Origin of the sequence: Salinicola sp. LHM (genome assembly GCF_034479735.1) — a bacterium.
Classification (GTDB): domain Bacteria; phylum Pseudomonadota; class Gammaproteobacteria; order Pseudomonadales; family Halomonadaceae; genus Salinicola; species Salinicola salarius.
In genome coordinates, this window is record NZ_CP140261.1 from 3788023 (window position 1) to 3808167 (window position 20145).

General features: G+C 63.1%; 24 protein-coding genes. 7 read left to right on the plus strand and 17 right to left on the minus strand.

The features are described from left to right. Positions 1-13: 13 nt before the first annotated feature. The 3 genes from R5R73_RS17245 to R5R73_RS17255 form a co-directional block, all read right to left on the minus strand. The gene (locus R5R73_RS17245; protein WP_157957066.1) at positions 14-187 is read right to left on the minus strand and encodes a hypothetical protein; all 174 of its coding nucleotides are present in this window, start codon (positions 185-187) and stop codon (positions 14-16) included. Positions 188-318: 131 nt separating this feature from the next. Then, positions 319-843 carry a DUF6438 domain-containing protein gene (locus R5R73_RS17250; protein WP_071230902.1) on the minus strand — a complete coding sequence of 175 codons (525 nt, stop codon included), beginning with the start codon at positions 841-843 and terminating at the stop codon, positions 319-321. Beyond that, the gene (locus R5R73_RS17255) at positions 840-980 is read right to left on the minus strand and encodes a hypothetical protein (protein WP_170835850.1); all 141 of its coding nucleotides are present in this window, start codon (positions 978-980) and stop codon (positions 840-842) included. The genes R5R73_RS17250 and R5R73_RS17255 overlap by 4 nt, the downstream gene beginning before the upstream one ends. Positions 981-1176: 196 nt before the next feature. On the opposite strand from R5R73_RS17255, the gene mqo reads away from it, so the two are divergent. Beyond that, positions 1177-2781 carry a malate dehydrogenase (quinone) gene (mqo, locus tag R5R73_RS17260; protein WP_071230903.1) on the plus strand — a complete coding sequence of 535 codons (1605 nt, stop codon included), beginning with the start codon at positions 1177-1179 and terminating at the stop codon, positions 2779-2781. Between the two features lie 122 nt (positions 2782-2903). Here the strand turns inward: mqo and ampC are convergent, their stop codons facing one another. Together ampC and R5R73_RS17270 are read right to left on the minus strand one after the other, a co-directional pair. Beyond that, a complete protein-coding gene (gene ampC / locus R5R73_RS17265) occupies positions 2904-4076 on the minus strand; it encodes a class C beta-lactamase (protein ID WP_071230904.1) in 1173 nt (390 codons plus the stop codon). A 142-nt stretch (positions 4077-4218) separates the two neighbouring features. Next, a complete protein-coding gene (locus R5R73_RS17270) occupies positions 4219-4890 on the minus strand; it encodes a helix-turn-helix domain-containing protein (RefSeq protein ID WP_247643230.1) in 672 nt (223 codons plus the stop codon). Between R5R73_RS17270 and rhtA the strand changes: the two genes are divergently transcribed. The 3 genes from rhtA (at position 4889) to R5R73_RS17285 (ending at position 7461) form a co-directional block, all read left to right on the plus strand. Then, positions 4889-5782: a threonine/homoserine exporter RhtA gene (rhtA, locus tag R5R73_RS17275; RefSeq protein ID WP_071230906.1), complete on the plus strand. Its 894-nt coding sequence runs from the start codon at positions 4889-4891 to the stop codon at positions 5780-5782. The two genes, R5R73_RS17270 and rhtA, sit on opposite strands and share 2 nt — an antisense overlap. Positions 5783-5902: 120 nt before the next feature. After that, positions 5903-6739, plus strand: a complete 837-nt coding sequence (locus R5R73_RS17280) for an AraC family transcriptional regulator (protein ID WP_071230907.1) — start codon at positions 5903-5905, stop codon at positions 6737-6739. Between the two features lie 116 nt (positions 6740-6855). After that, positions 6856-7461 (plus strand): LysE family translocator, encoded by a 606-nt coding sequence (locus tag R5R73_RS17285; RefSeq protein WP_071230908.1) that lies wholly within the window; start codon positions 6856-6858, stop codon positions 7459-7461. Between the two features lie 29 nt (positions 7462-7490). On the opposite strand, the gene R5R73_RS17290 is transcribed toward R5R73_RS17285, so the two are convergent. The 3 genes from R5R73_RS17290 to mntP form a co-directional block, all read right to left on the minus strand. Then, on the minus strand, positions 7491-8102 hold the full coding sequence (locus tag R5R73_RS17290; RefSeq protein ID WP_071230909.1) for a cyclodeaminase/cyclohydrolase family protein: 612 nt from the start codon (positions 8100-8102) through the stop codon (positions 7491-7493). 196 nt (positions 8103-8298) lie between these two features. Next, the gene (arfA, locus tag R5R73_RS17295) at positions 8299-8451 is read right to left on the minus strand and encodes an alternative ribosome rescue factor ArfA (protein ID WP_083387240.1); all 153 of its coding nucleotides are present in this window, start codon (positions 8449-8451) and stop codon (positions 8299-8301) included. 100 nt (positions 8452-8551) lie between these two features. Then, a complete protein-coding gene (gene mntP / locus R5R73_RS17300) occupies positions 8552-9133 on the minus strand; it encodes a manganese efflux pump MntP (protein ID WP_071230911.1) in 582 nt (193 codons plus the stop codon). On the opposite strand from mntP, the gene R5R73_RS17305 reads away from it, so the two are divergent. After that, entirely contained in the window at positions 9132-9350 is a 219-nt protein-coding gene (locus tag R5R73_RS17305) for a hypothetical protein (RefSeq protein WP_110633982.1), read from the plus strand. The genes mntP and R5R73_RS17305 overlap by 2 nt on opposite strands. Before the next feature lie 177 nt (positions 9351-9527). On the opposite strand, the gene R5R73_RS17310 is transcribed toward R5R73_RS17305, so the two are convergent. After that, on the minus strand, positions 9528-10088 hold the full coding sequence (locus R5R73_RS17310; RefSeq protein ID WP_071230912.1) for a TetR/AcrR family transcriptional regulator: 561 nt from the start codon (positions 10086-10088) through the stop codon (positions 9528-9530). 129 nt (positions 10089-10217) lie between these two features. Between R5R73_RS17310 and R5R73_RS17315 the strand changes: the two genes are divergently transcribed. Beyond that, positions 10218-11453, plus strand: a complete 1236-nt coding sequence (locus R5R73_RS17315) for an MFS transporter (protein ID WP_071230913.1) — start codon at positions 10218-10220, stop codon at positions 11451-11453. Here R5R73_RS17315 and R5R73_RS17320 read toward each other — a convergent pair. Next, positions 11450-11683 (minus strand): hypothetical protein, encoded by a 234-nt coding sequence (locus R5R73_RS17320; protein ID WP_139284246.1) that lies wholly within the window; start codon positions 11681-11683, stop codon positions 11450-11452. The genes R5R73_RS17315 and R5R73_RS17320 overlap by 4 nt on opposite strands. A gap of 93 nt (positions 11684-11776) precedes the next feature. On the opposite strand from R5R73_RS17320, the gene R5R73_RS17325 reads away from it, so the two are divergent. Further along, complete coding sequence (locus tag R5R73_RS17325) at positions 11777-13030, plus strand: methyl-accepting chemotaxis protein (RefSeq protein WP_071230914.1); 1254 nt, start codon at positions 11777-11779, stop codon at positions 13028-13030. A 124-nt stretch (positions 13031-13154) separates the two neighbouring features. Here the strand turns inward: R5R73_RS17325 and R5R73_RS17330 are convergent, their stop codons facing one another. From R5R73_RS17330 to nrdH, 7 genes are all read right to left on the minus strand, one after another. After that, the gene (locus R5R73_RS17330; RefSeq protein ID WP_322528170.1) at positions 13155-13844 is read right to left on the minus strand and encodes a tellurite resistance TerB family protein; all 690 of its coding nucleotides are present in this window, start codon (positions 13842-13844) and stop codon (positions 13155-13157) included. Positions 13845-13952: 108 nt separating this feature from the next. Beyond that, on the minus strand, positions 13953-14573 hold the full coding sequence (locus tag R5R73_RS17335) for an NUDIX hydrolase (RefSeq protein ID WP_071230916.1): 621 nt from the start codon (positions 14571-14573) through the stop codon (positions 13953-13955). 166 nt (positions 14574-14739) lie between these two features. Next, positions 14740-15501, minus strand: a complete 762-nt coding sequence (locus tag R5R73_RS17340) for a hypothetical protein (RefSeq protein ID WP_071230917.1) — start codon at positions 15499-15501, stop codon at positions 14740-14742. Between the two features lie 342 nt (positions 15502-15843). Then, a complete protein-coding gene (gene nrdF, locus R5R73_RS17345) occupies positions 15844-16824 on the minus strand; it encodes a class 1b ribonucleoside-diphosphate reductase subunit beta (protein WP_071231161.1) in 981 nt (326 codons plus the stop codon). A 107-nt stretch (positions 16825-16931) separates the two neighbouring features. Next, positions 16932-19109, minus strand: coding sequence for a class 1b ribonucleoside-diphosphate reductase subunit alpha (gene nrdE, locus R5R73_RS17350; RefSeq protein ID WP_139284247.1), 2178 nt, complete (start codon positions 19107-19109; stop codon positions 16932-16934). Then, complete coding sequence (gene nrdI, locus R5R73_RS17355) at positions 19091-19495, minus strand: class Ib ribonucleoside-diphosphate reductase assembly flavoprotein NrdI (RefSeq protein WP_071230918.1); 405 nt, start codon at positions 19493-19495, stop codon at positions 19091-19093. The genes nrdE and nrdI overlap by 19 nt, the downstream gene beginning before the upstream one ends. A gap of 95 nt (positions 19496-19590) precedes the next feature. Further along, positions 19591-19815 (minus strand): glutaredoxin-like protein NrdH, encoded by a 225-nt coding sequence (gene nrdH, locus R5R73_RS17360; RefSeq protein ID WP_071230919.1) that lies wholly within the window; start codon positions 19813-19815, stop codon positions 19591-19593. Between the last annotated feature and the right edge of the window lie 330 nt (positions 19816-20145).

Genomic DNA, 20145 nt, shown 5'->3' on the forward strand with positions numbered 1-20145 from the left:
AATCCAGGGATATTCAGGCCGACTCGTCGTCCTGCTTGTCCTCGCTGACCACGGAGGAATTGACGCTGGTGCCGCTGTAGGAACTCTGGTGCTGGCTGGCTTCGCTCTCCGCAGCCATGGAAAACGGCAACACGGCGGAGACGACGATGGCGGCCAACATCGAAAACAATTTATTGAACGCTTTCATGACCACTCCTTCGGTAATGGACTCCCTGCGACGTTTTGTCGCGACGCCTAATTAGCATGCTAAACGAATATCCCCTCGTCAAGCACAGAATAGTCGTAGCGTCTCTGGCCTCGTCGTTCCCCGATGGTCGGTCAGCGCTCGACCCAGGACTCGATGCCCAACGCCTGGGGCAGAGCGCGAAGCTGCTGCGTCAACTCGCGAGCATCCGCCGAATGGCAGCCACTGTCATGCTCGAGGGTCGCCGTTTCTCCGTCGCGATTCGTCCACGTCACGGTGTAATGGGGCAGATCCGTCGCGCGCGGGCCGCAGTCCGGCGTGGCGGTCGTCGTCCCCATCGCCGGCTGCCACGGGGCGAGCCGCCTCTCGACCAGCGTGAATCGCTCGGGATCGTTGATGCGAACACGCTCGCCCGCGACGGCCGTGAACCGCTCCCCGGTGAATCGGGTCGTGCCATCCTCGCTGATATCGACGCCGTAAACCGGGCACATGCCGTGACAGGGGCCGAGCTGGTAACGAATATTGGTCACGGCCTGACCACTGCGGGCCGGATGGCTACCTGCCGTTTCGCCGTCCGGCAGTGTTCGCGACTGGGTGCATCCGGCAACCAGCAGAATCGTGATCGCCGTCATCAGATAGCGTGCCGCTTGTCGTGTCATGGCGTTTTCCTCGACGTTTCGATGATGTGAAGCCCGATCAACATGCTCCGGCTGGCGCCAGCATTCGACGAGGCAATGCGGGCGTTCGGTGCCGTCTCCGGGTCCGCCAGCGTCCAGCCGTCTGGATCCGTCTTCATCCCGCGCTCCTTTCAATGTTGTAAAAATTCCGTAATTCAACAATAGATTATTGATTGATAAGATAAAAAAGGAGTTCACACCGCGCTCGTCGCCAAACCGGGGCCGTCATAATCATGGCACTAACGCCACGACCTCATTAAACTGTCGTCCTAGTCGCGTTCGCGCCTGTCCGTATCCATCAGACAGAGAACCTTCATGAAATTGCGTCACGGCATGACATTCTGTTCCAGCCTGCAGACCCAGCCTGGAGCCGAATCCGGCGACACCCAAAACGTCGACGTCGTCCTCATCGGCGGCGGCACCATGAGTGCCACCCTGGGAACCCTGCTCCAGTCACTGCAGCCCGATTGGACCATCCACCTCTACGAGCGTCTGGACAAGGCAGCCGAAGAGAGCTCCAACGTCTGGAACAACGCCGGCACCGGCCACTCGGCCTTCGCCGAGATGAATTACACCTCGCCTCAGCCCGATGGCAGCGTGGACATTCAACGTGCCGTCAAGATTACCGAGCAGTTCGAGGTGTCGCGTCAGTTCTGGGCGAGCCAGGTTCGCGAAGGCGTACTGGCCAATCCGCGCTCCTTCATCAATACCGTACCGCATCTGAGCTTCGTCTGGAGCGGCGAGCGCGTCTCGTTCTTGAAGACCCGCTTCGAGGCGATGCGCCAGAACCCGCTCTACGCCGGCATGGAATATTCCGAGGATCCCCAGAAGATCGCGGAGTGGATACCGCTGGTCATGACCGGGCGCGATACCAGCGAGCCCGTGGCCGCGACGCGGATGCCGATCGGCACCGAGGTCAATTTCGGCGAGATTACTCGCCAGATGATGAACGCGCTGGCCCGCCGCGATAACTTCCATCTGTCCGTCAATACCCAGGTGCAGGACCTGGAGCGCAACGTGGACGGCACCTGGAAAGTCACCGTGGCCAACACCAGCGACGGTGGTAACGAGCGCACCGTCAATGCCCGCTTCGTGTTCATCGGCGCGGGCGGTGCGGCGCTGCGCCTGCTGCAGAAATCCGGCATTCCGGAAGCCCGGCAGTACGGTGGTTTTCCGGTCGGTGGTCAGTTCCTCTTCACTACCAATCCGGAAGTCGTCGCCAAGCACGACGCCAAGGTCTACGGTCTGGCGCCCGCCGGTTCGCCGCCGATGTCGGTACCGCATATCGACAAGCGCATTCTCGACGGCACTCCGGCGATCATGTTCGGGCCGTTCGCCACCTTCTCGAGCAAGTTTCTCAAGAACGGTTCCTGGACCGACCTGATGCGCTCGATCACGCCCAACAATCTGTGGCCGATGACCAAGGTCGGCATCAACAACATGGATCTGGTGCGGTATCTGATCAGCCAGCTGCGCATGTCCGAAAGCGGCCAGTTCAAGGAGCTTCAGCACTACTATCCACAAGCCAACCGTGAAGACTGGAAGCTGTGGACCGCCGGCCAGCGGGTGCAGACGATCAAGGACATCGAAGGCAAGGGTGGCACGCTCCAGTTCGGCACCGAACTGGTCAGCGGCGCGGAAGGTTCCATCGCCGCGCTGCTGGGCGCCTCGCCTGGCGCCTCGACGGCACCCTCGATCATGCTGACGCTGCTCGAGAAAGTCTTCCCCGAACAGGTGGCCAGCGACGAATGGCAGGCCAAGCTGAAGGCGATGATACCCTCCTACGGCAAGGCACTGGCCGACAATCCTCAGTTGCTCTACGACGTGCGCGCCATGTCACGTGAGCTGCTGGAGCTGAGCGAGCCGGACCTGACCACGACCCCCGCCTCGACCTCGGAGCCGGAAATCAGCGGCAGCTGATATGGATCGCGTCTCCGGCAGCGACGACCGCCCGCCTCGGCCAAGCCGAGGCGGGCGGTTTGCGTTGGCAGACCTGAGTTTCCGTTGCGGGCGGGCTCGCCCCCACAACGTCCCGAGACTAGCTATTCCATGGCGCTGCTGGCGTCGATCACATTCAGCTTCGACAGCATCTCGTAGGCCGCCTTCACTCGCGCGTCGTTGGGATAGTTCCGGTTGGCCAGCATGACCAATCCGACCTGCTTGCCGGGCACGAGGACCACGTAGCCGCCGAAGCCATTGGTGGAGCCGGTCTTGTTGATCCAGACATCGCTGCGCGGCGCTTGCGGTGGTTGAATCGCCTCGGCCGCGTTGGGCTTCAGGATCATGTCGTAGCCGTTGCCCGCCAGCAGCGTATCGAGCGAGACCGGCAGCGGGTACTGCTCCCAGATCAGATCCTGGGTCATGTCGCCGACCTGGAAATAACCCTGGCGCGTAGCATCAATCGCTCGCTGCAGATCGTCATCGATCTCGAGCAGACCGAGGTTGGCCTGCACCAATCGGGCCAGATCGCCGGCGGTCGTCTTGATGCCGTAGGCCTCGTCATCGAGCACGCCGGGCGCCACGCGAATGGGCTCGCCCTGCTTGTCCTCGCCCATGGCGTAATGCGCCATCTGCGCCTCGGGGACATCGTAGAAGGTGTGCGCCAACCCGAGCGGCTCCAGCACGCGAGCCTGCATCGCCGGCCCGAATGCCTGATCGAGACTGGCGGCGGCTTCCAGGCCCAACAGCCCGATGCCCAGGTTGGAGTAGGTGCGGCTTTCGCCGATCGGCTCGGTCGGCTGCCACTGACGATACCAGGCCATCAGCGAGTCGCGGTCCGTCACCTCGTCGGGCACGAACAGCGGCAGCCCGCCGGTGGTGTGCGTGCCCAGGTTGCGCCCGCTGGTCTCGTCGAAGGCGCTGCCCTCGAGCTCGGGCAGATAACGGCTGACCGGCGCGTCCAGGTCGAGCTTGCCTTGGACGGCGGCGAGCGAAGCCAGTGTCGCGGTAAAGGTCTTGCTGATGGAGCCGAGCTCGAACAGGGTGTCATCGTCGACCGGTGTGCTGCCATCGCGGTCGGCGACGCCGTAATTCAGGATCTGCGTCCCCTGCGGGCGAATCACCGCCACCGCCATGCCGGGAATGCTCTGCTGGCGCATCAGCGACTCGATGACCGGATCGACGGCTTCCCGGATATCCGCTCCGTCGCTCTGTGCCGATACGGCGGCCGACGAACCCAGCAGCAACAATGACACCCCTAGCACGATTCCTTTCATGACGATTTCGATCCTCGGCACTGTGCGCCGACGGGCATCGTCGGGCGCAAAAAACGGTGCCGCCCATCATGCGCGAAAAGGCCATGAACCGGAACCGCCAGCCTGCTAAAGCGACACCCTCCACGGCCTGCGCGCTGGCTGTTCAGTGCACCACGTTGCGGATGAAGCGCAGCCGACCCGGCCCTTCATTGCGGTAGCGGTAGGACTGGTCGCTGGGATAGACATGGAAGTCGCCGGCCTCGATCGTCACGCAGCGATCGTCCAGCTCCAGGGTCAGCGTGCCCTCGATCACCACCAGCATCTCGTGCCAGCCGGTGTCGTCGGCGGCCGACTCGTAGACCTCCCCCGGCTCCATTGACCAGGACCACAGCTCGACCTCCTGCCGCGCCGGCTTGCTCGCCAGCAGCCGGGCATGACTCTCGGGGAAACGTCCCACCCAGGCGACTTCGTCGATGCGCGCCGAATCCTCGCTGCCCGGCGGCTGGACCAGCGCATAGAACAGCACGCCCAGCGCTTCAGCGAGGCGATCCAGCGTGCTCAGGCTGACGTTGACATCGCCCTTCTCGATATTGACCAGCATGCGCCGACTCACGCCGGCCTGATCCGCCAGCGCCTGCTGGCTCAGCCCCGCGGCCTGACGCAGGCGCCGGACGTTGGCCGCCACATGAACCAGCACGTCGGGGCGCTCGCTAGACTTGTGCAATATATTGCCCATCCGTACAATTGCGGCTCTCGTCGAATGCCCCTCGACCGCCGGTTCGGCGAGTGGCAACGTCTGGCGAGCCATCATGCCGCAGACCTCAGGAGGTGTCATGTCAGTCGCCATGCGTGAATTCGTGGCCAGAGCCTGGCCGGTGGCCATGCTGATCGTGGCGATGTGTTCGATCCAGACCGGCGCGTCCATCGCCAAATCGCTGTTTCCGGTCATCGGCGCCACCGGCACGACCTCGATTCGCCTGATTCTCGCTGCGCTGATCCTGCTGATCGTGATGCGGCCTTGGCGCCAGCCACTGAGCCGCCGCGCCTGGAAGTCGACGCTCGTCTATGGCGTCGCGCTCGGCATCATGAACCTGCTGTTCTACCAGGCGCTGCAGACGGTGCCGCTGGGGATCGCGGTGGCGCTGGAGTTTACCGGGCCGCTCACCGTGGCGCTGCTCTCCTCGCGACGCTGGCTGGACCTGCTGTGGGTGGCATTCGCCGTGTTCGGCCTGGCGTGTCTCCTGCTGCTGGGCGATGACAGCAACGGCCCGGTCGACCCTTACGGCGCGGCCTGCGCGCTGGGAGCCGGCGTCTGCTGGGCGCTCTACATCCTGTTCGGCCAGAAGGCGGGCTCGATCAACGGGGCCCAGAGCGCCACGCTGGGCATCACCATCGCGGCGATAGTGATCGCCCCCGTCGGCCTGATCGACGTCGGCCCGGCGATTTTCGCCCCGGAAGTCCTCCCGCTGGCATTCGCCGTCGCCGTGCTCTCCACGGCCCTGCCCTACACGCTCGAAATGGTGGCGCTGCCGCGCCTGCCGACCCAGACTTTCGGCACGCTGATGAGCCTGGAGCCGGCGATCGGCGCGCTCTCCGGCCTGCTGTTCCTGAGCCAGCTCCTGAGCGGCCTGCAGTGGCTGGCCATCGGCCTGATCATCGTCGCCTCGATCGGCACCACGCTGACGGTGCGCCGACGCGATACCTTCGAGACCCCGGCCCCGGACTGAGGCGCCTCGGGAGCTGGCTCGAAGGTTTAGCTGCACGAACGTTCCAGACAAGCATCGCTCGTGCTGGCATGCTGACGGATCGAGACGGCATACCGCATCGACCGTGGGGCGGGAGGCAGCATGACATCGACGAACTGGATCGACCTGCAACAGGATGGCGATACGGGCATCGAGACGATCCGCGCCCATTTCGAGGGCCATGCCTACGATCCGCACTGGCACGACAGCTACCTGGTCGGCTTCACCGAACAGGGCGTGCAGCAGTTCCACTGCCGACACTCGCGACACGACAGCACGCCGGGCCGCCTCTTCTTTGTCGAGCCGGGGGAGATCCATGATGGACACGCACCGGCCAGCGGCGGCTTCACCTACTCCATGCTCTACATCGATGCGGCCTGGCTGCAACGCGAACTGCGCCAGTTCGGTACGCCAGGCCTCGCCTCGGGGGAGCCGGGCTTTACCACGACCCTGGTCGACGACGCGCCATTGATCGCCGCCGTCGCCCATGCCTTTACCACGCTGCGCGAGCCGGGCACGCGGCTGCAGCGCGACGCTGCGCTCGACACCCTGCTGCAGGGCATGCTTCCGCATCTGGGCTGGCGCCGGCGACGCCGGGACGACGACCCGCGCCTGCCCCGCGTGGCGCGACGTGCCCAAGCGTATCTGCACGCCCATTGTGACAGCGATATCGGTCTGCAGACGCTCGCCGAAGAGTGCGGCGTCGACCGTTTCCGCCTGACCCGCGCCTTCAAGGCTGCCTTCGGCCTGGCGCCCCATGCCTATCTGATCCAGCTGCGCTTGAGTCTCGCCCGCCAGCGTCTCGCCACCGGCGAGTCACCCGCCATCGTGGCCAGCCAACTGGGGTTCGCCGACCAGAGCCATCTGGGCCGCTGGTTTCGCCGCGCCTACGGTTTGACGCCGGCCGACTATCGCCGTCGTTGCCGGCCATCGCGCTGACAATGGCTCACGGGATCGAGTCGTTCAGCCCGCTCGTGCCGCACGGCTGCTCAAACCTTCCAGACGCCAACGCCCGCCGACGTCATAGTGACGCTCCCGCCTTTCGAGGAGTTGTCATGTCGTCCTGGTTGCCCTTCACCCTTTTCGCCTTCGTCGCCTCGATCACGCCGGGGCCGACCAACCTGTTGATCCTGACGCAAGGCGCGCGCCGGGGCTGGCAGCGCGCACTACCCGCGGTATTCGGCGCCAGCCTGGCGGCCGCGATGATCGTGCTGGTCGTCGGCGGCGGCCTGGCGCAGACCCTGCTTGCCTACCCTCTCATTCGCCAAGTCATGGCAATCGCCGGGGTCGCCTGGCTGAGCTGGCTAGCCTGGAAGCTCTATCGCAGCCCGCCACCGACGCTGGAGAGCGAGGCATCTGGCCGGGCACCGCATTTCGGTGCCCTGCAGGCCGCCGGCTTGCAACTGGTCAACCCCAAGACCTGGATGATGGCGTTCTCGGTCGTCGGCGTGTTCACCGATGGCACCACCAGCACGATACATATTGCCGTGTTGGCGCTCATCTTCGGCGGCATCGCCGTGCCTTGTCTGGCGTGCTGGGCGCTGATGGGCAGCGGCGTCGGCCGGCTGTTTCGCACCTCGCGTCAGTGGCAATGGTTCAACCGGGGGCTGGCTTTTCTGCTGTTGAGCGTGGCGTGGTGGAGCGTATCGATACCGGGCTGAAACAGATCGCCGACAGCGCAACGCCACGATCAGGCATCCAGGCCCAGCCGCCGACAGTAGGCGCAAGCGTCGGCACGAAGCGCATCACAGCGCGCCTCCAGCTCCCGGCGCGACGCCTGGTCGGCCAGTGCTTCCAGGTTGGCCTCCACGCCGATCACCAACGCCTCCAGGGCCGCCCTGAGCATCGTGGCGCCGGCCAGGGTATCGCTGCGCATCGCCTTGGATGTCAGAGGCAACGCCTCGACCGCCAGCGCCAGCCCGTCACGACACCGCTCGGCGGCAGCCAGCGGAATCCGGATCGAGGCGTCGCGGGCCTCGCGCAGCGCCGAATCACGCCGGCTCGCCTCGGCATCGGTATCGTGCGGCAGATGCTGCGCGTCGAGATAGCCGGCAAACGCCGCGGCATCGTCATCCACGGCGCTGGCCAACGCTTTATGAAGCGCATCGCCCTCGGCGACCCGCTGGCGGTGAAGGTCGCGGTCGGATTCGCCGCGATGCAACCGTACTCCCTTGAGGATCAACGATAATCCCAGGCATCCATTCAGCGCCGCAGCGGCGCCACAGCCCGGGGTGGAGCGCGTTTCGACGGCGTGCTGAAAATCGGCAAGCGAGCTCTGCCAGAGCGAAGACGAGGTCGACATGGGGACTCCCGGAGATGATCGATGTCTCAGCATAGACGCCGCCACGCGAAGCATGGCAAATCCAGAGGAGGTGAATGCGAGCCGGGAGAGCGCGGGTGGAGCGGTAGCAGATGACGAGGAAGCGGACGGAGAGATAGCAGCAGAAAAAGAGAGAGGGGAAGGCACCATGGCGAAACAGCCCGAGACCGAAATTGCCTCAAGCCGCTTGGCGATAGTGCCCTCCCCGAGGCGCACGCCCCTTGCGCGAATAGCTGCCTTTGCCTTTCTTGGGCTTCTGTTGCTGCTGACGGAATTGAGGCGAGCGCAACGCCGCCTTGAGCGCGTTGTCCCGGATGGGATGCGGTTTCATATCGGCTCCTGAATAGCGGGAGAATGTCGAAGTATCAGACACGACACGACCGCATGGTCATGCGGCCGTGGCAGGAAGGTATGGGCCGGGAAGCGGCGCTTCAACCCACTTGGACGAACAGATGCTCGTAGACGACCGTGATGCCGATGGCGATCAGCACCACGCCACCCGCGATTTCGGCGCGCTTGCCGATCAGCGAGCCGATCGCACGGCCAAGCATGATGCCGATGGTAACCATCAGCGTCGTCGCCAGCCCGATCGCTACCGCCGCCACCACGATATTCACGTCGGCGAACGCCAGCGTCACTCCCACCGCCATGGCATCGATACTGGTCGCCAGGGCCGTGACGGCGAGCAGCCAGACCGACTTTCGCTCCGGCGCCTGCTCGTCGTTCGCCTCTGGCTCGACGGGCTTGAACCCCTCCCAGATCATGTGGGTACCGAGCGCGCCCAGCAGCACGAACGCGATCCAGTGATCCCACTCGGAGACGAAGCGAGTCGCCGCCAGCCCGATGGCCCAGCCAATGACCGGTGTGATCGCTTCGACCGTGCCGAAGATGACGCCGATACGAAGCGCTTCGGGGAAGCGAGTACGTCTGAGAGCAGCACCCTTGCCGATCGACGCGGCAAACGCATCGGTCGACATGGCAAAGGCGAGTATGACGAGAGAAGCAGGGTTCATGATTTTATCCAGCCGGTGGTATCACCACGACATCCACCGTGCCCGACTCTGCACCGCGAATGTCCATGGTCTCGCCAACCGGATCCGGCGTTCGTGCCACGGCATCGCCGAGCATGTTGACACGAACATCACCGCCGAGGTCTGGTCGGCGGTGATCGGCTACTCCCCAAGGAGGGTTCAGACTATAGACGCCTGCCCGCCAGATATCAATAAATGATTGAATTTAAAGAAAAAATTCACCCTGGTTAATTCGTGTCGTTGACGTTAATCAAGTTAACGCGGGTTGGACTTTGATCGCCGGGTTGCCAACTCGACAGTTCTGGCTCGCCGATGCGCAACCGGACGACCGCGAGCCATGGTCTTGGGATGCTGCGATGGCCGTCTCGGTACCGACTCACTCCTCGTTCGTCAACGTGCCGGCGATCCATCGCTGCAGGTTGTCGGTCGTGGCCGCTTCCGGATCGTAAAGCAGCCGATAAGTCATCGGCGCGATGATGCCGTCGATGAGCCGTGCCACCGAGGGCGCGCCTTCACCGCGCACCAGGGCCCGCTCTCGCAGCGTGCCCATGAGCGACTCGCCGTAGCGATAGCAACGCTCCCGGCGCCCGCCGTCGGCGCTGGCCATGACGTCGTTGAGCGCGCGCTGCCCCGGCACCGAGGTCATCTCCTCGAGATACTGCTCGCCCCAGGCCTGCAGGTCGCCGGCCAGCGTACCGGTATCCACGGGGTCGTCGTCGGGGCGCATCCGCTCCAGCGAGACATCGGCAACCAGCTCCGAAAGGTTGCCCCAGCGGCGATAGATCGTCGATGGCGTGACACCGGCTCGCTCCGCGATTCGGGGCACCGTCAGTTCGTCGCGTGGCGTCACGGCCTGCAGTTCGCGAACGGCCTGGTGAACGGCTTCCTGCACCCGGGCGCTGCGGCCGCCCGGTCTGACGGCTTCTTTGATCGGCATGACTATCCACTACACGAAAGAACTATACGAAAGGACTCTGCGAAAGACACAAACGCAAAATATTTGCTTTATGAGCCTGCTAAGCTCAAACTCCGCTAACGCAAAATTTTAGCATTAATGGATTCCTCGATGTCACCGCCCGCGTCTGCGCCCAAGACCAATGTCTATCCGTCTCCTCGTCTCGGTTCACTGGTTTACTACGCGATTTTGATGGTGACGTTTCTTGCGGCCTCCAGCGCACCCACGCCGCTGTATCAGCTCTACCAGACGACCTGGCATTTCTCGACCACCTGGTTGACGCTGGTGTTCGCCAGTTACGTGTTCGCGCTGCTGCTGGCGTTGCTGACCACCGGCTCGCTGTCCGACTACATCGGCCGGCGGCCGGTCGTCGCCATGGCGATCGTGGGCGAGCTCCTGTCGCTGGTGCTGTTCCTGGTTGCCGACGGGCTGGCATGGGTGCTGGCGGCCCGGATCCTGCAAGGCATGGCCACCGGGATCGTGACCAGCGCGCTGGCAGCGGCGATGCTCGACAGCGACCATACTCGCGGCCCGGTACTGGCAAGCATCGCGCCGTTATCGGGCATGGGAATCGGGGCGCTGTTCGCCGGCGTGCTGGTGGCTTACGCACCGGCGCCGATGCGTCTGGTCTATCTGATATTGATGGTGTTGCTCGTCGTGATGGGGCTATGGCTCACGCGGATTCCGGAGAGCGTGACACCGCGGCCCGGTGCGCTGGCGGCGTTGCGTCCGCGCGCGCATATTCCACCGGCAGTGCGCGGCCCGCTGTTTCGTGTCATCCCGGCGGTGGTTTCCTCCTGGGCGCTGGGCGGCTTTTCGCTGTCGCTGGGGCCGACGCTGGTGGAGAGAATCAGCGGCGTTCACAATCCGCTGGTCGGTTGCCTGATTACCTTCCTGCTGCCTTTCATCGGCGGTATCAGCGTGCTGACGCTTCGCGCCAGGCCGCCAAGGCTGGCCGTATTGCTCGGCACCGCCTGCCTGATCGTCGGCATGCTGGGGCTGCTGCTGGGTGTCCATCAGCAGTCGGTCGCGATCCTGCTGGCGGGTACGGCGATCGCTGGTATCGGCTTCGGCGCCGCGTTCATGGGCGCCATGCGCGTCGTCATGCCCCTGGCGCCACCCACCGAGCGTTCGGCGTTGATGGCGGCGTTCTACGTGATCTGCTATCTCTCCGCGAGCACGCTGGCGTTGTGCGGCGGTATCGCGACCCAGCATCTGGGGCTGATCCCCACCACCTACGTCTACGGCAGCCTGGTGGCCCTGCTCTCTCTCGCCGCCTTCGTCGGCACGTTGACGCAGCGCCAGCCCGAGTCCCGGCCCCGGGCTTGCAGCCGCACCCCCGCCTAACCGGCATCTGCAAATCTCTTCCGCTGGCGTTGCGGCACACGACGAAAATCATCGATCAGTCGCCGTGCCGTGACATTTCGTCGCCCCGGATGCGCCGCATAATCGCGACGAATCCTCTTCTTCAGCGCCAATATCCTGCCAAAATCGTCGAAAATACCGCTCTCTCCCTCTCCCTCCAGGCGGTCGAAGCCGCCGGTCTCGCCAGACTCGTTGCAAGTCTTCACGGGCAATGCCGATAATTCGTCAGGTAACCAGCGTGTAACGATCGTGCCGGCAGGCTACGCATGGCCTGGCAGGCTTTCCACTCCTTGGGATGTTATCGCATGAAACGACTCGACGACCTGACGGTTAAAACCAGTTGGCTACTGGTGATATTGGCTTTTACCTTCCTGGTGCTCAGCGTTGCCGGGCTTGCCGCCTATGCGGCCAACGCTGGCCGCACGGTGTCGACGGGCTGGTTGAACCTCGCCATCGGCACCGCCGTCGTGTTCACGCTGGTTCTGGTCGCGATCATTCTCTGGGGCGTAGCCGTCAACGTCATTCGACCGCTGAAACGTCTGGTCGAGCATTTCGAGCGCTTGGCCGAGGGCGATCTTTCCGGCGAGATCGAAAGCCGGGGCAACAACGAGATCGGCCGCCTGTTCGCCGCACTGGAGCGCACCCAGGCGCATCTACTGCACACCGTCGGCAATACCCGGGATGCCAGCGACAACGTTCATCAGGGAGCCATAGAAATCGCCCAGGGCAATACCGACCTGTCGGCGCGCACCGAACAGCAGGCGGCGGCGCTGGAAGAGACCGCGGCAAGCATGGAGCAGCTGACCTCGACGGTACGCCAGAATACCGATAACGCCCGCCAGGCCAGTCAGTTGGCCGACGATGCCTCGGCCGTCGCTCGCGAGGGCGGCGATGTGGTGGGCAAGGTGGTCACCACCATGCATGACATCAGCGACCAGTCGCGCCAGGTGGTGGAAATCCTCGATACGATCGACTCGATTGCATTCCAGACCAATATTCTGGCGCTCAACGCCTCGGTGGAAGCCGCCCGGGCCGGAGCGCAGGGGCGCGGCTTCGCCGTCGTGGCCCATGAAGTCCAGACGCTGGCGACCCGCTCCGCCGATGCGGCGAAGAAGATTCGCGAACTGATCCAGCGTTCAGCGGAGCGCGTCGAGGATGGCGCCCGGCTGGTGGACAAGGCGGGGGCGACGATGAAGGAGATCGTCACGGCCATTGGCAATGTCGACGCCATCATGCATGAAATCGCCACGGCTTCGGAGGAGCAGAGCCATGGCATCGACCAGGTGAACCAGGCGATCACGCAGATGGACCAGGTCACGCAACAGAATGCGGCGCTGGTACAGCAGGCAGCCGACAATGCCCGCGCGCTGGAGCGGGAGTCGGAGGCGTTGCAGGCCGCCGTGGCGGTCTTCCGGCTCAGCGCCAGCGAAAGCGCCAGCAAAGGCGCCGCCATTCCGGCGATGCCGCAGCCGACACGACCCCAGCCCGGCAACCAATCCGGCAACCAACCCCTGCCGGCCAGCGCGCGTCAGGAAGAAGACGAGTGGGAGACGTTCTAGCCTCCGCCTTTCCCGTCCAGGGTCTAAGCTCTGTCTAAAAAATCGACGAGCGATAGCCAGACAAGGCAAAAATCGGCGAAAAAACGGAGTTTACGCGGAGTAAATGAGCATTTTGAGTCGATTTTTAACGCCGTATGGGTGAGCGCAGGCATTTTTCAGACAAAGCGTAGGAAGCGTCTTCCGCCTGGCGCTCCAACGTACGGCAGAGATCGCCATCGAGATTGAGCGCCGCCGCCAATTGATCGAGCCAGGCCCGCTCCATCGGGTTCTGCTCGTCGATGATCGCCACGCTGGCCAGATAGACTTCCCGCGCAGCCTGCGGCGAATCGGTATCGCGGGCGATCGCCTCGGCGTCCAGCGGCGCGGACATCTGCTGCTCGACCCAGGCATGCAGCTCGGCGTCCGCGCCCAGCGCGTCGATCTGCTCGGCCAGTGCGGCCCGCTCGGCGGCGTCGATATGACCATCGGCCCGCGCGGCGGCGATCATCGCACGCAGGATGACCAGGCTGCGGCTCTCCTGCCGATCGCCGGAGAGCTGCTCCAGCGGCCGATCGGCTTCGCCAGCGGAGGAAGCCGCATCGGATTTATTCTGATGCGCCTGCCAGGCTTTCCAGGCCAACGCCCCCAGTCCGGCCAGCGCACCGTACTTGATCGCCTTGCCGCCCATGCTGCGACCCCGCTTGCTGCCAACCAGCATGCCCAGCGCACCGCCACCCAGCAGCGACTTGGCATCGAAACCGCCACCGCTCGACGACGTTTTCCGGCTGCTGCCAGCCTGTTTCATGATCTGCGAAAGAATTTTCTGCGCGTTCATCGATCCTCCATTACCCCGTTGCCTGAATGTTCCGCACTGCTATAGACCGTCTCGCACTGCTATAGACCGTCTCGGGGCGAGGAGGTTTAACGCTTGGCGTCGATTCGCTCAATCGATCAGTGCCGGGCGCCGGGGATCGGCGTGAAACGCGAAGGCATCAAAGATGTCCCGCACGATGACTCGAGGCTCGGAGAGCGGCGGCAGTTCATCGGGAGAAAAGTAGGCCGCATCGTGCACTTCATGACCGGGGTCGAGCGGCTTGGTATCGAGCCGCTCGCAGAGGAAGAACAGCTTGTAGAAATCGAGCACGTCCGCCGGGTAGGCGTGCTTGGCCTTGTGGCGAACGGCATAGAGCCGCCTGGCCTCGACCCTGACACCGGCTTCTTCCCACACTTCCTTGACCGTGTTTTCGACCGCCGACAGCCCGATCTCGGCATAGCCGCCGGGCATCGTCCAGCCTCCGTCCATCTTCTCCTTGACCAGCAGGATCCTGCCGTCGTCGATGATCGCCGCGCGCACGTCGATCTTGGGCGTGACGTGCCCTTCGCCGGCACCCAGCGCCAGATTCACGCGGCCGATGGGGATATCGCCCAGCACCGCCATCATCGACGTCGAAATCTCGGCGACCTCTTCATAGCGCTCGCGGTCGAACTTGTCGCGGCAATAGTGCAGCCCGGTGTCGGCGAGTGCCGAGAGCCGTTTGGCCCAGGCGAGCCATTGATCTTCCATGAGGCGGTTTCCGATTCAGGGGTAGGTAACGTTCACCTGAAGACTAACAACTGCGGCCGACAACGTCAGGCAGTGGCGGCATCAGGCACGAAAAAGCCCTTCCGGAGAAGGGCTCGTGTGGTGCGCGTCGATACAGTGTGATCGACGCAAGAGGCATTCGACCGTATCAGCCGGCCGTGGGCGCTTCGCCTTCCGGCTGCGGACCGTGGCGAGGCCCCTTGTGCATGCCGCGAGGCGGTTTCGTCAGCGCTTCGAAGGCGGCGAGCTGCTCGTCGTCGAGCACCTCGGAGAGTGCGCTGTGACGTTGCTCCAGCAGCTGCTTGAACTGCGCGCCTCGTGAATCCTTCATCGTTATCGTTTCGTCCGACTTGCCATCGGGACGCTTCAGCTGATGCAGCCCGTCGAAGAAGGTGCGCTCGGCATTCAGCACGGCGGCACTCTGCTCCTGGCTCAGGTTCCAGGTGGCGAACAACGGCGCGTAGCGATCCTCCAACCCGGCCGTCATCCGCTCGGGGTCCATCTTCGGGCCACTGCGATGGTGCATCATCGGCGGGCGCGGACGCTCCAGCATCTGGTAGGCGTGCAACTGCTCGTCGGTCAGTACGTCGGCCAGTTGCTCGCGCTGCTGCTCGAGCAGCGACTCCATCGCGGCGCGACGTTGTTCGGGCGCTGCCTTGTCGTCACTGTCATGACGCAATTGCTGGAGGCCGGTACGGAAATCGCTGTCGGCCTGCGCCAGGCTGGCCAGTTGGTCTTTATCGAGATTCCAGCTGGCGACCACGGCATCCTTGAGCGGATCGGCGTGCGGCTTGTACTCACCATGGGCAACTGGCGGTCGGGGTTGTTCGGTCTGCGCGGCCTGAGCGAGCGGTGACAGGATGGAGGCAGCAACGGCCAGCGCCAACAGGTTCTTTTTCGAAAAATTCATGACTTCACGCTCCTGGTTGCGCACCGAGACGCGGTGCAGGAACACTATCGCGTTGTTTCTTGCAGACAGTGTGCAGCGAACAAGGAAGCCTGAATCACGAAATCGTCAAAAGATGGGTAACGGAACCGCCTGCGCAGAACGCCACAGACAGCGGAACCCTGAACGTCAATCGCCCGCGCTCGGGTCGGCGCGAAAGGGCATCCTGCCCAACGCGCCTCTTGCGTCATCCTGACGCAAGATCCGGCACGGGTGACCGTCGTCCAGCACCATCTGGCAGGCGTCATTAGAGTGGCAAAACCAACCTGATCGACCTCGCCAGCATTTTCGGTTCGTCCAGGTGTCTCAGAACGCCCAGTCTTCGTCCTCGGTACTGACGGTCTTGCCGATCACGTAGGAGGAGCCGGAGCCGGAGAAGAAGTCGTGGTTCTCGTCGGAACCGGGCGAGAGCGCGGCGAGGATCGCCGGGCTGACGTCGGTGACGCTGGCCGGAAACAGCGCTTCGAAGCCCAGATTCATCAACGCCTTGTTGGCGTTGTAGTGCAGGAACTTCTTGACGTCTTCGGTCAGGCCGACATCGTCGTAGAGCGCTTCGGTGTACTTGACCTCGTTGTCGTAGAGCTCGTGGAGCAGCTCGTAGGCGTAGATCTTGATCTCTTCCTGACGCTCTGCCGGCAGCTGAGCAAGCTGACGCTGGAACTTGTAGCCGATGTAGTAGCCGTGGATCGCTTCGTCACGAATGATCAGGCGGATCAGGTCGGCAGTGTTGGTCAGCTTGGCGCGGCTGGACCAGTACATCGGCAGGTAGAAGCCGGAGTAGAACAGGAACGATTCCAGGAACACGCTGGCGATCTTGCGCATCAGCGGGTCCTCGGCGCGGTAACGCTCGAGAATCAGTTCCGCCTTCTTCTGCAGGAACGGGTTCTCCTCGCTCCAGCGGTAGGCGTCGTCGACATCGCGAGTCGCGCACAGCGTCGAGAAGATCGAGCTGTAGGAGCGGGCGTGAACGGATTCCATGAAGCTGATGTTGGTAAACACCGCCTCTTCGTGCGGCGTGACCGCATCTTCGATCAGTGTCGGCGCGCCCACCGTACCCTGGATCGTGTCGAGCAGGGTCAGGCCGGTGAAGACGCGAATGGTCAGCTGCTGTTCGTGCTCGGTCAGCGTGTTCCAGGCCGGGATGTCGTTGGAAAGCGGGATCTTCTCCGGCAGCCAGAAGTTGCCGGTGAGCCGGTTCCAGACTTCCAGATCCTTGTCGTCCTGAAGACGGTTCCAGTTGATCGCGTCGACCCGGCTCAGACGGCGGGCGGCGGCGGTAGCGGGCATATCCATGAGAGTGTTCTCGTTCGGTTGGCGCCGGGGCGGGTGATGCCTCATGAGACATCGGGCCCCGGCGCGTTCACGCAAAGTCGGTCGTTATCGAGAGACAGGCGTCACAAGGTGCAGGAAACGCAACCTTCCACCTCGGTGCCTTCCAGCGCGGCCTGCCGCAGACGAATGTAATAGATCGTCTTGATGCCCTTGCGCCAGGCGTAGATCTGCGCCTTGTTGACGTCGCGAGTCGTCGCCGTGTCGCGGAAGAACAGCGTCAGCGACAGCCCCTGGTCGACGTGCTGGGTCGCCTCGGCGTAGGTGTCGATGATCTTCTCGGGGCCGAGTTCGTAGGCGTCCTGGTAGTACTCCTGGTTCTCGTCGGTCAGGTATGGCGCCGGGTAGTAGACGCGCCCCAGCTTGCCTTCCTTGCGGATCTCGACCTTGGCCGTCACCGGGTGGATGCTCGAGGTGGAGTTGTTGATATACGAGATCGAACCGGTCGGCGGGATCGCCTGCAGGTTACGGTTGAACAGGCCGTGAGCCATGACCGAGGCCTTCAGCTCGCGCCAGTCGTCCTGGGTCGGGATCTCGATGCCGCTCTTCTCGAACAGGCCGCGCACTTTCTCGGTCTTCGGCTCCCACGCCTTTTCGGTGTACTTGTCGAAGTACTCGCCGCTGGCATAGGTCGACTTTTCGAAGCCGGCGAAGCGCTGGTTGCGCTCGATGGCGATGCGGTTGGACGCCCGGATGGCATGGAACGCGATGGTATAGAAGTAGATGTTGGTGAAATCCAACCCTTCCTCGCTACCGTAGAGAATGTGCTCACGCGCCAGATAGCCGTGCAGGTTCATCTGCCCCAGGCCGATGGCGTGGGACTTGGCGTTGCCTTCGGCGATCGACGGTACCGAGGTGATGTTGCTCATCTCGGAGACCGCGGTCAGACCGCGAATGGCCGCCTCCACCGTGGTGCCGAAGTCCGGCGAGTCCATGGTCTTGGCAATGTTGAGCGAGCCCAGGTTGCAGGAGATGTCCTCGCCGATGTGACGATAGCCGAGGTCGTCGTCGTATTCGGTGGGCGTGTTGACCTGCAGGATCTCCGAGCAGAGATTCGACATGTTGATCCGGCCATGGATCGGGTTGGCACGATTGACCGTGTCCTCGAACATCAGGTACGGATAGCCGGATTCGAACTGCAGCTCGGCGATGGTCTGGAACAGCTCGCGGGCGTTGATCTTCTTCTTGCGAATGCGCCCGTCGGCGACCATCTCTTCGTACTTCTCGGTCACGCTGATGTCGCCGAACGGCACGCCGTAGATGCGCTCCACGTCGTAGGGCGAGAACAGATACATGTCCTCGTTGCGCTTGGCCAGCTCGAAGGTGATGTCCGGCATCACGATGCCCAGCGACAGCGTCTTGATACGGATCTTCTCGTCGGCGTTTTCGCGCTTGGTATCGAGGAACCGCAGGATGTCCGGATGGTGGGCGTTGAGATAGACCGCGCCCGCGCCCTGCCTCGCTCCCAGCTGATTGGCGTAGGAGAAGGCGTCTTCCAGCATCTTCATGATCGGGATGATGCCAGAGGACTGGTTCTCGATGCGCTTGATCGGAGCACCGGATTCGCGCACGTTGGAGAGCGAGAACGCCACGCCACCGCCGCGCTTGGAGAGCTGCAGCGCCGAGTTGATGGAGCGCCCGATGGACTCCATGTTGTCTTCGATGCGCAGCAGGAAGCACGACACCAGCTCACCGCGCTGACGCTTGCCGCAGTTGAGGAAGGTCGGCGTCGCCGGCTGGAAACGGCCGTGGATGATCTCGTCGACCAGCTGTCTGGCCAGCACCTCGTCGCCTCGCGCCAGGCTCAGCGCGACCATGCAGACACGATCCTCGAAGCGCTCGAGGTAGCGCTTGCCATCGAAGGTCTTGAGCGTGTAGCTGGTGTAGTACTTGAACGCCCCCAGGAAACTCTGGAAGCGAAACTTCGCCGCGTAGGCCTGATCGAACAGCGCCGAGACGAAGCTGAAGTCGTACTGATCGAGCACCTGCTGCTCGTAGTAGCCCTCTTCCACCAGGTAATCGAGCTTTTCCTTCAGCGAGTGGAAGAACACCGTATTCTGGTTCACGTGCTGCAGGAAATATTGACGCGCCGCTTCGCGATCCTTGTCGAGTTGTAGACGGCCATTGGCGTCGTACAGGTTCAACATGGCGTTGAGCGCGTGATAGTCGAGCGTCTTGGCGTTGTGTTCAGCGCCGGCAGCAGGGCGTGCTGACGTCTCTGACTCTAGGCTGAGCGTTTCCAAAATTCGTTCACCCCTGAAAGGACTCGGTGGACATCGTCTACGGTGCCCATCAGTTCAAAACGGTAGAGAAGCGGTACCTGACATTTCTCCGCGACGACCCGTCCGGCCAGCCCGAAGGAGGCACCGAAGTTGGTGTTGCCGCCAGCGATGACGCCGCGAATCAGGGACCGGTTATGTTCGTCATTCAAAAAGCGAATGACCGGTGACGGCACCGCAGAACGCGGGTCGCCATCACCGTAGGTCGGTACAACGAGAATATAGGGTGTTTCAACCCGCAGCGGTGGGTCGCTCCGGTTCAATGGAATCCGGCTGGCCGGCAAACCCAGCTTTTCGACGAAGCGACGCGTATTGCCTGATTTGGTCGAAAAGTAGACCAGCCCGGCCATGACGAGTCTCCTGCGCCCTGCGCGGTTCTCGGCAGCGCGATTCGAATGCCGCGCCAGCCGGAAAGATTCGAGTCAAAAAATTCGAAATCGTCGGATCAGGCAACCAGCGTGCTGATCTTGTCCGGGCGGAACCCGGCCCAGTGATCTTCACCCGCGACCACGACCGGCACCTGGCGATAGCCCAGGTTCTGGACGCGCTGCATCGCATCGGCGTCTTGCGTCAGGTCGACCACGGTATAGTCGATTCCTTGCTTGTCCAGAGCGCGATAGGTGGCGTTGCACTGGACGCAGGCAGGTTTGCTATAGATCGTGATGCTCATGATAACCATCCTTGACTGGGAAAGACGCCATCGAGATCGATGGTGCTGGCTTGGGGGCGACGTGGGAATCACGCGTTTTTGCGCGTGTCCGCCGCTTCTGCAAAATACTATATATGGTAGCCGCGTCTTTTTCCAAGCATAGATGTGCTGTTTTTCTGTTAATTTCCTGTAGACAACTTTTCACCCTCGCGGAGCCCGCATGGTAGCCCGCTTTCCGTCATGTCAAGGATAAAAACGCCCCACCCCGTAACCGGAAACGCGCCGGTGGCTTGTGCCAAACCGGCGCGTCGAAACACACTATGTGGTAGCAGGAAAGGAGTGATCCGGTAT